The organism is Imperialibacter roseus (assembly GCF_032999765.1).
GTDB classification, from domain to species: Bacteria; Bacteroidota; Bacteroidia; order Cytophagales; family Cyclobacteriaceae; genus Imperialibacter; species Imperialibacter roseus.
In genome coordinates this window covers 3,719,482-3,731,694 of the sequence record NZ_CP136051.1, presented here as the reverse complement: position 1 = coordinate 3,731,694, position 12,213 = coordinate 3,719,482, and the positions used below count along the sequence as shown (strand labels likewise).

Here is a 12,213-nt window from a genome sequence, read left to right as displayed (position 1 = left end):
GAAAGTGCTCAGATAAAACTAAGGCCCTCGTTGGAAAGCTTCTCATATTTTTCCTGATCGAACACATAGAAGAAGGCTCCTTTTCTGGAGCTGCTTTTTTCCTTTTCGGCCAGTTTTTTCAATATGCCCAATGACAGCATTTTCCGGCTGAAGTTTCGCTTGTCGATAGGCGCATCGTAAATAGCCTCGTACAAGCTCAGGAGCTGTGGGAGTGTAAATTTTTCAGGCAGCAAGGCAAAACCAATCGGGTGATTGGCTACCTTTTGGCGAAGGCGCTGGTGGGCGTCCTGCACCATTTGCTTATGGTCGAAAATCAAATCCGGCAGTTCGTTGAGAGGCACCCAGCGGGCATCGTGTTCGTCGAGCACTTGTTCTTCGTAGTCTTCAATATTGATCAAAGCAAAATAGGCGACAGAAATCACTCTGCCGCCTATATCCCGGTGCACCGCTCCATAGCTATGGAGCTGCTCCATATAAATATTATCAAGCCCTGTAAGGGAGTGCAAAATCCTTACGGCTGCCTCGTCCAGACTTTCGTCGATTTTAACAAAGCCGCCCATCAGCGACCACACCCCAAGTCCCGGATCCATCTTCCTGTGGATCAAAAGTGCTTTTAACTCCTGTCCATCGAAGCCAAAGATGATACAATCTACGGCAACATGAATACGGTCTTCGGTACTATATTTAATGGGCTTCAACGATGTGCTAACTATTCGGCGAAGCTAATCATTACAAACGCTACAATGGCTATAACAAGAAGAGAAAAAACGATATCCCAAACATTGTAGCTGGCACGGTTGGCTGTTTTTTGCTCTTCGGATAACGTAGAGAATGTGAGCCCCTGAAGTTGTGCCTCTGATGGTGCAGGGCTTAGCAAGCTGGAGCCAATGCACAACAGAATAGAGAACAGGAAGAACCAGGAAGAGAATGTCAGGAAGTTCATTGTCCCAAAAGTATGAAGCAGGCTGCCCGGATCCAGCGAGTCTCTGCCCAACTCCAAACCAAGACGCAAAAATACGACAGCCAGGCCTACCACCAGCGTAGTCATAGCACCCCGGCTGTTGATTCGTTTGTAAGAAATACCCAACAAGAATACGGCGGCGATAGGTGGCGCAATGTACGACTGCACCGATTGCAGGTACTCATACAACACACCCGAAATATTTTGCATAATGGGAATCCAAATAATGCCAAGTACCACCACAAAACCCGTGGCGATACGGCCGGTTCTCAGCAGCTTTTTCTCGGAAGCTTCCGGCCTTAATTTTTTGTAGATATCCACGGTGAAAAGCGTGGAACAAGAGTTAAAAACTGATGCCAGCGAACTCATGAGTGCTGCCAGCAAACCGGCCGCCACAAGCCCTTTCAGACCTGTTGGCATTCTGTTCATTAGCAAGGCCGCAAAAGCCTGGTCGGGGGTATCCCACGAAAGCTCGCCTCTGTTTTTTAGTGCCAAAGCCACTACACCTGGAATCAGGAAAAGGAAAACTGGAAGCAACTTCAACAGACCGCCGAAGATAGTACCTCGACGTCCCTCTTTGATGTTTTTAGCCGCCAAAACTCTTTGCACAATATATTGATCGGTACACCAGTACCAGATACCAACAATGGTGCTGGCAATCACCAAACTAGGCCATGGGAAATCCGGATCAGAAGGTGGACGCCACATGTTGAGGTAGCCCGGCTCCAGCGACTCACGCATACCACTCCAGCCACCTACGGCGTCGAGTCCGATGAAAGTAAGGGTTCCTGCGCCGATGATCAGCACAATGGTCTGTAGTGCTTCTGTATACACAACAGCTTTCATGCCGCCAAGAATAGTATAAATACCGGTAAGAATGACGGTAGCCAAAGCGCCAAACCAGAAGTCGATTTGCAGAATAGAAGAGATCACAATGCCGCCCGCATAAACGGTTACCGATACCTTGGTGAGCACATATGCCAAAAGTGAAAACACGCTGAGAAACCAACGGGTGCTGGAGTTAAAGCGCCGCTCAAGAAACTCTGGCATGGTGAAGACCCCACTTCGGATGTAGAAGGGGAGAAATACCCACCCCATGGTAATGACCAGCCAGGCGTGCAGCTCATAGATCAGCATGGGCATTTTGCCACCGGCACCGGCACCAGCTAAACCGACCACGTGCTCCGACCCGATATTGGAAGCAAATATGGAAGCACCCACGATGAACCAACCAATATTGCGGCCTGCCAGGAAATAGTCCTCGGTGTTGTTTTGTTTTTGTAAAATCACCCAGATAGCGAGTCCGGCGATGACTAAAAAATAGCCAATGATGACTGCCCAGTCCAGCGTTGCGAAACTATTCATGTGTAAGTAGGTAAAGGTTAAAGTATATCTATAATTCAGAATAGAAGTTTATTGAAAACATTGTTCACTCCAGCGCAATTCATTTCTAAATTGCCTTAATTCGGTATTTTTATCGATTAAAGTAAATTCTACCCCAGCAATATCTGCAAAGTCACCCAATTGTTCAGCACTTAAATTCTGACTATAGCAGGTGTGGTGGGCGCCTCCGGCGTAAATCCAGGCAGCACAGCCGGTATTCAGGTTGGGGAGGGGTTTCCATAGCACCCTGGCGACAGGCAGCTTAGGCAACGCCTCCTTTGGAGCAACGGCTTCAACTTCATTTACGAGCAGTCTGAAGCGGTTGCCCATGTCAATCATGGAAGCGTTGAGTGCCGGGCCACCTGCCGAGTTGAACACCAGGCGAACGGGATCGGCTTTGCCGCCAATGCCCAGTGGGTGTACTTCACAGGATGGCTTTCCATCAGCGATAGAAGGACAAATCTCCAGCATATGAGAGCCGAGCACTAAGGGATTGGAAGGGTCGAAATGGTAGGTATAGTCCTCCATAAACGAATTTCCACCTTTCAGGCCACTTCCCATTACCTTCATGGCACGCACCAGGGCAGCTGTTTTCCAGTCGCCCTCGGCACCAAACCCATAGCCATCTGCCATCAGTCGCTGCGCCGCAATACCCGGCAGCTGCACCAGCCCATGTAGGTCTTCAAAAGTATCGGTAAAGCCTTTGAAAGAGCCGGCTTCCAGAAACTGACGCAAACCAATTTCAATCCTGGCGGCTTCTCGCAATGAACTGTGTTGAGCTCCGCTTTTTTTCAAAGTGGCTGCTAAAGCATATTGTTGTTCGTACTCGCCACACAGCACATCAATCGCACTGTCCGACACCTGGTTAATAACAGCCACCACATCCCCTACACCATAGCCATTAACAGAGTAACCAAACTTGATTTCAGCTTCTACCTTGTCGCCCTCGGTGACGGCTACCTGACGCATATTGTCACCAATGCGGCAGAATTTCGCTCCCTGCCAGTCGTGCCAGCCGCAAGCTACTCTAAGCCAATCGCTCAACTGCGTGACTACTTTAGCGTCCTGCCAGTGCCCTACCACCACTTTACGATTGAGGCGCATGCGGCTCATGATAAAGCCAAACTCTCTGTCCCCATGGGCGCTCTGATTCAGGTTCATGAAGTCCATGTCGATGGTAGACCATGGAATGTCCCGGTTGAATTGCGTATGAAGGTGAAGCATGGGCTTCTTCAATGCCTTCAGGCCGTTGATCCACATCTTGGCAGGGGAGAAGGTATGCATCCAGGCCACTACTGCGACGCAATTGTCGGCTTCGTTGGCTTCCTTACAAATTTTGTAAATCTCTTCAGGCGTCGTTGCAACAGATTTATACACAATACGGACAGGCACGCCGTTGGCTGCATCCAGTGCTCCTGCAATTTCCTTTGAGTGGGCAGCAACCGTTTTGAGGGTTTCTTCACCGTACAGGTGCTGACTGCCGGTAATGAACCACGCTTCTAATGTTTTCAGGTTAATCATCTATCGATTTCTTATTGTCCGTAATAGGAGTTGGGGCCATGTTTTCTCTCAAAATGTTTTTTAATCAGTGCGTCTTTTAACCGAGGCGCTTTTGGATTGATTTGCTCGGTCAGTAGTGCCATTTGAGCAACCGATTCGAGCACTGCACTGTTATATACCGCTTTAGCAGCATCTTTTCCCCAGGTAAAAGGAGCGTGGTTGCCCACCAGCACCATTTCTACTTCTTCGTAATCCAATTTATTCTCTTTGAAACAGTTAAGGATTTGAAAGCCGGTTTGGTATTCATAATCACCCCGGATCATGTCGTCACTCATGGGGGGGGCACATGGGATGTCGACGGTATTGTGATCAGCATGCGTTGTGCCAAATATTGGTATGTCACGCTGACTTTGTGCCCATGAGGTGGCGTAAGTAGAATGCGTGTGGGTAATGCCGCCAACTTTTTCCCAGTGTTTGTATAGCACAGCATGGGTAAGTGTATCGGAAGAGGGCCGGAGGCTGCCGTCGATGGTTTTCCCATCAAAATCTACAATCACCATTTTCCCGGGACTGAGTTGCTCGTAAGGCACACCGCTTGGTTTAATGGCAAAGACACCCAGAGAGCGATCGGCTGCACTTACGTTACCGAATGTAAACAACACCAGTCCCAATTTTGGTAGCTGCATATTGGCTTCGAAGGCTTCCTCTCTAATGTGATCGTACTTGCTCATCAATTGTTAACCGTCATTTTTGTTTCAATAAAGTGGCCCAGCGCTTTGAACTTCTCGTAACGCTCCTGGTGTATCGTATGCTTTTTATGGTCTGGATGGTATTCAGCATCAAAACCCTGGCCCATCGCTTCCATGGCTTCTTCTACCATAGGGTAAAGACCGGCGGCAGTCGCTGCAAACATAGCGGCACCTCTGGCACAAGTTTGTTCCGATTTATGAATTTTAATGGGCATTCCCATCACATCAGCCATGGTTTGCATGATGTAAGGCGATTTCTTGGCCACACCGCCCAATCCTATCAAGCCCTTTACCGGCACACCCTGTGCCACAAACCGGTCGACAATGGCTTTCGCTCCAAAGCAGGTAGCTTCTACCAGACTTTTGAAGATGCGGGGCGCATCGGATGCCAGATTGAGTCCTGCAATACCTGCTTTCAGCAACTGATTGGCATCGGGTGTGCGACGTCCATTCAACCAATCGATTGCTATCTCGTCTGTAGCTTGCAATGATAGTTTGGCCGCTTCGAGGCTCAGTTTTTCTATCATTTGGCCTTCAAGCTCTTCTTTTAACTTGTCGGCAGTAGCTTTGTCGATGATTTTTGACTCGCTGAGCAGGTTTTCCAGTGGCCAGCTAAGCAGGTTTTTGAACCATGCATAGGTGTCTCCAAATGCCGACTGACCTGCCTCCAAACCATACATGCCAGGAATGATCGATCCGTCTACTTGTCCGCATATACCTGCCACCAGTTTACCATCCATTTGCTTTTTTGGAGCCACCAGCATATCACAGGTAGAAGTGCCCATTACTTTGCTAAGATAGTAGGGTTCAATCTCACCGCCTACAGCGCCCATGTGGGCATCGAAGGCACCTACGGCTACTACTACGTCTGTTGTCAGTCCTAATTTATTGGCCCAGTCTTTGGACAGTTGCCCTGCGGGTTTGTCGGAGGTGTAGGTGTCAGTAAAAAGCCTGCTTCTAAATCCAGTCAGGAGCGGATCCAGCTCAGTAAAGAACTCTTCAGGGGGTAAGCCTCCAAACTCTTTAGCCCAAAGCGCTTTGTGTCCGGCGGAGCACACCCCCCGTTTCATTTGACTTACATCATTGCCCCCTGTCAGCAGATAGGGAATCCAGTCACAATGCTCCACCCACGAGTAGCATGCAGCACGCACCTTTTCATCCACCCGCAGCGTGCGAAGCAGTTTCGCCCAAAACCATTCTGACGAGTAGATGCCCCCCACGTATTGAAGGTAGTTGGTGGCGTACTTCAAGGCGTGGGCATTGATCTCAGCCGCCTCGTGGGTGCCTGTATGGTCTTTCCAGAGCACGAACATGGCATGGGGATTCTCTTCGAAGCCCGGAAGCAATGCGAGAGGAGTGCCGGTGGCGTCTACTGCCACCGGAGTTGATCCAGTGGTGTCGATGGCAATTCCCTTCACTCGGCTGGCAGCATCAGCACCCGCCTGCTTCAGGCAGTCTTTCACTGTTGCTTCCAGCCCCTCAACATAATCAAGAGGATGCTGGCGAAACTGATTCTTCGCAGGTTCGCAGTAAAGCCCCTTTTTCCAGCGTGGATACTGAAATACTGAGGTGGCAATTTCCTCTCCATTCAGGGCGTTCATAAGCAAGGCCCGGACTGAGTCGGTGCCATAGTCAATACCAATAACCAAAGCAGCGTGGGTGCTCATTATTTTAAGGCGATTTGTTAGTCAGAAAGTCTGGTAATATACAATCAAATACTTGTCACTTTGCCATGTGCTACTTCAGCTCCAACACTGCCACAGAATGTGCAGGCAACTTCACCGTTAATGTGCCATTCGAAAGTTTCGCACCTGTAAAGTTGACTGGCTTTACAGCATCTGGTTTGTCGAAGGTATTGTGGTCCTGTAGCTTGGCCGAGGTCAAAACTCTTCCATCCACGGATTTGTAGCTTTTGGAACCGCCAACTCTCACTGTAATTTCCTGTTCTTTTGATGCGTCTATGTTGACAAGGGAAAGGTGAGTAGCGCCGTTTTTATCAACAGACGCTGAAGCATAAACGGCAGCCAGCTTTTTGTCGCCGGACATATAGTCACCACTGATTACGCTTACGGGAATCAACGTAGCATCCTGATGTACTTTGTACATTTCCATGACATGGTAGGTAGGAGTGAGGATCATTTTCTCCTCGTCGGTCAGGATCACCGCCTGGAGCACGTTGATGGTTTGCGCCAGGTTGGCCATCTTCACCCTGTCGGCGTGGTTATTGAAGATGTTGAGTGTAACACCTGCAATCATGGCATCACGGATGGTGTTTTGCTGGAATAGGAAACCCGGGTTGGTACCTGGCTCTACATCGTACCAGCCGCCCCACTCGTCAACTACCAGGGCCACTTTATTTTCCGGATCATACTTATCCATGATGGCGACGTGCTTTTGGATCAGCTCCTCCATTTGCGTGGCCCTTTGCATGGTGGTAAAGTACTCTTCTTCAGTGAATCCGGTAGCGGAGCTTTTCTTGCTCCAGTTGATCACCGAGTAATGGTGGAGAGCTACAGCATCAACCAGGTTGCTTGGTATGTTTTTCATCAGGGTTTCTGTCCAGTGATAGTCAGCGTCGCTAGCGCCGGAAGCTATCCTCCATATCCCGTCCTCATTAGACCAACCACTCATGTAGGTGGCAAACTGGCGATATACATTGGCGTAGTATTCGGCTGTCATGTTACCACCGCAGCCCCAGGCCTCGTTGCCCACGCCCCAATACTTTACATTCCATGGGGTTTTACGCCCATTTTCCTCTCTCAGCTTAGCCATCGGACTCACACCGTCGTGGTTCACGTATTGCATCCAGTCAGCAAACTCTTTCACAGTGCCGCTGCCCACATTGCCAGACAGGTAGGGTTCGGTTTCCAATAGCTCACACATATTCAGGAAGTCGTGCGTGCCGAAGCTGTTGTCTTCAGTCACTCCACCCCACCAGCGGTTAACAATGGTGGGCCGAAGGTCTTTTGGTCCGATGCCATCCATCCAATGGTAAGTATCGGCAAAGCAGCCCCCGGGCCAGCGCAGGTTAGGGATTTGCAGGTTCTTCAGTGCAGCCACCACGTCGTTGCGCACACCATTGGTGTTGGGGATAGGGCTGCCATTTTCGCCCACGTAAAAGCCGCCGTAAATACAGCGCCCGAGGTGTTCGGCAAAATGACCATAAATGTGTTTGCTAATGACAGCGCCTTTCTGGCCGGTATTGAGCACCACTATGTTAGGACTTTGCGCCGACACAAGGTGGAAGGATAGAAGGCTGAGAAAAATTAGTTTGGCTCTCATAGTTTTTATAGTAGGTAAATAAGAAGTCGAACCCGAAGATAATGGATTCTTTAATTATAAGTGTAAATATGACAATTAAAGTAGCCTGTGAAATTATTTTTAACAATCTTTTACTTGTTTCATCATACCCCTTTTATCAATTGCCTGTCCAGATAAGCAGGTTCCTGCATTTGCGGGTTTTTAAAGAAAGTGAGAAGGAGGTGGCGGAGCAGGTCGGTGCCGAAGCTCACCACGTCAATTTTCTTTTTGGGATAAAAACTGATCTTTCTCTCTTTGCCGTTGAGGTGACTGCTTCCTTTCAATATGTTTAACTTGTATTTGTACAAAGCTTCCACCACCTTAAAAATATCGTTGGCCTCTTTTCTGGAAAATGGGGCTATTTGTAATAAAGAGCCCAGCCGCATAGACAACTTGTACACCGGGTCGCCATGTACCTCATCAAGCAGTAAGGCTTCCAGCGCCGTCAGGATGTCAATCATGCTTTCCGGCGACTGGTCGTTCAGGTAAATGCTGTTCAGCTTCTGCACACCTACTTCCAGGCTTTTTCGGCCACCTTTTGAAAGTGATTTATAGATGTCGGCAATGTCCTGAACGTCTTTTTCTTTGATTTTTGGAGGTGTTTGCTTCCATTTCTGGTTGAGGAAAGAAGCGGGGAAATGGTGCTGCTCTATGGGGAAGCAGGGAAGCAAATCAGCGGCCCACTGATCCGACCAACCCGCTGGAAATACCAAAAGTTGGCCATAGCCGGTTTCTTCTCCAGTCACCACCCTGAGCGAACCCATGAGGTAGGCTAGGTGCTCGATAATGTCAGAGAAAGCGTTGGGGCCATTGAGGAAGTCGTTTCTGGCTTCAAGTGAAGTATTGTCTACCACCCAGTCTTCAAAAACCAGTGCATGGGTGGCAGAACCAAATACCTGCTGCAGCTTGGAGTTGAGATGCCTGCCAAAATAAGCCTTGCTCAGCTGGCGTGCGTCGTCTATTTGTCGAAGCTGGACGCCAGGGCCAAGTTCGACCTCGCCAACAGGAAAGTGCAAAAACAGGATAGGTACCCAAACATCCACTTTCAGTTCATTTTTCGACCAGGCACCATACCATGCTTGGAATACCGGCTCAAACGCTTTTTCATGGTACTCCGGCTTTCCATATACATGCGCATAATGATCGATCAGGTCGGCAATGAAAAAGTAGGTGTGATAGTTTCTGGCCACTTCTTCTTCGGCGGTCAGGCCATAGAAGGCCACATATTCCTTGTTGCTGAGCAGCGCCTCCTGCAGTACTTTCCACGACTGTATGTCGTTGTACCGGTTGGTTCTCAGAAAAAGGTTGCTGTATTTGATTTTGGCAACTGAGGAGTAACTAAAGTCGGGCAGTCCGTTTTTCGCCCACTGCAAAAAGGGAAACTGCTCGTAGAAAGAGAATGGATCGGCAATCTCTTCCTGTTCTACCCGCTCCTCCTGATAGCGGAGGATGGACAGCCCATCGTCGACGGCCTTTTTTACCAACTCTTTGATCTCTTTTTCACCCATGATCCCACACTCATTTCTTTTCGCATCGGCTCGCATTTTCTGTTGTATTCAAGCCAGATTTCTGCACATGATAAATTTAGGCTTGCCAGAAGACAAAACCAATGCAGACGGTGCTGATATTAAAAAATTAATGAATTATTGATCTGCTGAAGCTGTTTATTGTATGTAGAATATCTAACTTTTCGCATAAATTTTTGGCCATGATAAGGGAGCTTCTTTTGCCATTCGATTTTTCAGACAACTCTAAAACAGCGTTGCATTTTGCCCTGGCCCTTCAGTACAAACTGAAGGCGCATATGAGTCTCATTCACACGCTGGAGGTACCCTATGATTTTGCTTCCCGACAGGAAGAAAACAAAAAGGCGATGGAAAAGCAGGCCCGGGCGCAACTCAAAGCGCTTGTTGAGGAGCTTTACCAGACCACTACCTCTGCCGATGAGTTGAACCTCGACATGCATATTCTGGAAGGGGAAGTGTCGGAAGGTATATTGAGAGCAACCAGGCAGTATGCTGCCGATCTGGTGCTCATGCCTACCATGGGAGCAAGTGGCCTTAAACGATTTTTCCTCGGCAGCCGCACAGCTGATGTGATCCATAAATCGGTCAAGCCTGTGCTGGTGATACCACCCAAAGCTGACTTTGGAAAGGTGAAAAACCTGGTTTTTGCCACCAGCCTGAAAGACAAGGACATCGCCCTGCTGGAAAGTGTGGACGATCTGGCAGGAAAGCTTGGGCTAGGTATCGTTATTGCCCACATCAAAGAGGAAGAAACCAAAGACTTTGAGCTGAAATGGAGAGGTATGAAAGACTTTGCTGAGGAGAAGATCTTTCAGGCAGACGTAAGCTACTATTCCAGTAACTACGATGATTACTTCGAGGGGATTGAGCATTACCTGGGTAAAAACCCCGGAAGCCTGCTGGTGATGCGCAGAAGTACAAGATCAACAATAAAAGACCTTTTCAGAAAGAGCCACACTGAGGACATGGCTTATCACGCCAATGTGCCGATGCTGGTGTTTTAACATATTGTTTTGAGTTTTGACGCAGGGTAGCCAATAGTTGGGAGGAATTTGTAAATTCAAACCCAAACTTTATATCCTATGCGCCTTCTGATTCTTCTTTTCCTCAGCCTGAGTATCCAGGCCTACGGTCAGCTAAAACAACTCCCTTTAAAAGTATCCGACAATCACCGTTTTTTGGTTTACTCCGATGGCAGCCCTTTCTTTTATCTGGGCGATACCGCCTGGGAGCTGTTTCACAGGCTCAACCACGACGATGCCGAGTATTACCTGCAGAAGAGGAAGGAGCAAGGTTATACGGTGATACAGGCAGTAGTGCTGGCTGAAATAGACGGGCTCAATACACCCAATGGGCAGGGCAACAAACCGTTGATTGACAATGACCCCACCAAACCCAACGAGGCTTATTTTAAAGACGTGGATTGGGTAATTCAGAAGGCGGCCGAAAAAGGGTTGTTCATTGGGCTGTTGCCTACCTGGGGCGACAAGCTTTTTAAGAGCACCTGGGGCATGGGGCCGGAGATTTTCAACGAGAAGAATGCAGCGATCTATGGTGAATACATTGGCAAGCGGTACAAAGACCAATGGAATATCATCTGGATACTGGGCGGCGACAGAAACCCCAGAAACGAGTCCGACATAGCCGTGTGGAATGCCATGGCCGAAGGCGTGGCGAAAGGTGTGGGCGGCTACGACAAGGGCCTGATGACCTACCACCCGCAGCCACACCAAAATGGCGGGTCGTCTACCTGGTTTCACCGTGAGCCGTGGCTCGACTTCAATATGCACCAAACCGGCCACTGCTATGAAAACAACCGGCATGAAAAGATCACCTGGGATTACAACCTGACGCCAACCAAACCAACACTCGATGGAGAACCTCTTTACGAAGAGCATCCGCTTTGTTTTAACCTCAAAGAGCACGGAGTTTCCAATGCAGACAATGTGCGCAAGCTGGCTTACTGGCAGGTATTTGCCGGAGCGGCAGGGCATACCTATGGGTGCCACGCTGTGTGGCAGATGTATGATGAAGGTCGGGAGCCGGTTAACTCGCCGCAACACACCTGGAAGGAGTCGCTGGAGCTGACCGGTGGCAGGCAAATGGGCTATGTACGCAAGCTGATGGAGTCCCGGCCCATGCTGGAGCGCATTCCTGACCAGTCGATGGTGCTTGGGGAGAACGACCCGATGGAAGGTTACTACATCAGTGCCAACCGATCGTCGAAGGGCACTTTTGCTTTTGTTTACACGCCATTTGGCAGAGTACTTAACCTCAATACCACCAGCCTGAAAGGAGCCTCATTGAATGTTTCGTGGTTCAATCCCCGCACGGGTGAAATGACCACTGCCGTGAAAATGGAGAAACAGCCCGAAATGGCGTTTATGCCTCCCTCCAAAGGAGAGGGGATGGACTGGGTGCTGGTGCTGGATGCGGTGGGGTAGCGTGATTGCGTGGTAGCCTCGCCGCAAAAGCCTCCACAACGCCATCATTTCGAATGGATCGATAGCGCAATGAGAAATCCCCCGAATCTACCGCCGAGCAGACCATGTGTTTTGCTGTGTGAATCCGTTTCAGCGTCGGGTTCCACCTCGGCTCATTCCTGTTTCTGAAACGCCCACACTTTGTCTTAGCATTAACAAAATAACTTGCCATCGAGATGATGTTGTTGTGGTAACTGCTAGCGCATTAGGGATTTGAACCTATTTCTTATGTTACCAAAAGTTAAGAGAATCAGATGCAGGCAGACAATATAAAGTGTGATGCAGGTTCGCCATCTCTAATTTTACTATCG

General features: G+C 49.0%; 9 protein-coding genes. 2 read left to right on the top strand and 7 right to left on the bottom strand.

All coding sequences use genetic code 11. The features are described 5' to 3' along the window. Nucleotides 1–8: 8 nt before the first annotated feature. From RT717_RS15570 to RT717_RS15540, 7 genes are all read right to left on the bottom strand, one after another. Nucleotides 9–698, bottom strand: coding sequence for an NUDIX hydrolase (locus RT717_RS15570; RefSeq protein WP_317487310.1), 690 nt, complete (start codon nt 696–698; stop codon nt 9–11). 11 nt (nt 699–709) lie between these two features. Beyond that, complete coding sequence (locus tag RT717_RS15565; protein WP_317487309.1) at nt 710–2,326, bottom strand: sodium:solute symporter; 1,617 nt, start codon at nt 2,324–2,326, stop codon at nt 710–712. Nucleotides 2,327–2,374: 48 nt separating this feature from the next. After that, nucleotides 2,375–3,865 (bottom strand): L-arabinose isomerase, encoded by a 1,491-nt coding sequence (araA, locus tag RT717_RS15560; protein WP_317487308.1) that lies wholly within the window; start codon nt 3,863–3,865, stop codon nt 2,375–2,377. An 11-nt stretch (nt 3,866–3,876) separates the two neighbouring features. Then, entirely contained in the window at nt 3,877–4,575 is a 699-nt protein-coding gene (locus RT717_RS15555; protein ID WP_317487307.1) for an L-ribulose-5-phosphate 4-epimerase, read from the bottom strand. Further along, nucleotides 4,575–6,260: a ribulokinase gene (locus tag RT717_RS15550; protein ID WP_317487306.1), complete on the bottom strand. Its 1,686-nt coding sequence runs from the start codon at nt 6,258–6,260 to the stop codon at nt 4,575–4,577. The genes RT717_RS15555 and RT717_RS15550 overlap by 1 nt, the downstream gene beginning before the upstream one ends. A 70-nt stretch (nt 6,261–6,330) precedes the next feature. Then, a complete protein-coding gene (locus tag RT717_RS15545; protein ID WP_317487305.1) occupies nt 6,331–7,875 on the bottom strand; it encodes an alpha-N-arabinofuranosidase in 1,545 nt (514 codons plus the stop codon). Between the two features lie 122 nt (nt 7,876–7,997). Further along, a complete protein-coding gene (locus RT717_RS15540) occupies nt 7,998–9,401 on the bottom strand; it encodes a hypothetical protein (protein ID WP_317487304.1) in 1,404 nt (467 codons plus the stop codon). Between the two features lie 200 nt (nt 9,402–9,601). Here RT717_RS15540 and RT717_RS15535 point away from each other — a divergent pair, with 200 nt between their 5' ends. Next, on the top strand, nt 9,602–10,423 hold the full coding sequence (locus RT717_RS15535) for a universal stress protein (RefSeq protein WP_317487303.1): 822 nt from the start codon (nt 9,602–9,604) through the stop codon (nt 10,421–10,423). Nucleotides 10,424–10,501: 78 nt separating this feature from the next. Further along, the gene (locus RT717_RS15530) at nt 10,502–11,863 is read left to right on the top strand and encodes a glycoside hydrolase family 140 protein (protein WP_317487302.1); all 1,362 of its coding nucleotides are present in this window, start codon (nt 10,502–10,504) and stop codon (nt 11,861–11,863) included. The last annotated feature ends 350 nt before the right edge of the window (nt 11,864–12,213 follow it).

Bases quoted from the DNA above. Each gene is read 5' to 3' on its own strand.
- RT717_RS15545 (WP_317487305.1), bottom strand. From the start codon at position 7,875: ATGAGAGCCAAACTAATTTTTCTCAGCCTTCTATCCTTCCACCTTGTG.
- RT717_RS15540 (WP_317487304.1), bottom strand. From the start codon at position 9,401: ATGGGTGAAAAAGAGATCAAAGAGTTGGTAAAAAAGGCCGTCGACGAT.
- RT717_RS15555 (WP_317487307.1), bottom strand. From the start codon at position 4,575: ATGAGCAAGTACGATCACATTAGAGAGGAAGCCTTCGAAGCCAATATG.
- RT717_RS15565 (WP_317487309.1), bottom strand. From the start codon at position 2,326: ATGAATAGTTTCGCAACGCTGGACTGGGCAGTCATCATTGGCTATTTT.
- RT717_RS15530 (WP_317487302.1), top strand. From the start codon at position 10,502: ATGCGCCTTCTGATTCTTCTTTTCCTCAGCCTGAGTATCCAGGCCTAC.
- RT717_RS15550 (WP_317487306.1), bottom strand. From the start codon at position 6,260: ATGAGCACCCACGCTGCTTTGGTTATTGGTATTGACTATGGCACCGAC.
- araA (WP_317487308.1), bottom strand. From the start codon at position 3,865: ATGATTAACCTGAAAACATTAGAAGCGTGGTTCATTACCGGCAGTCAG.
- RT717_RS15535 (WP_317487303.1), top strand. From the start codon at position 9,602: ATGATAAGGGAGCTTCTTTTGCCATTCGATTTTTCAGACAACTCTAAA.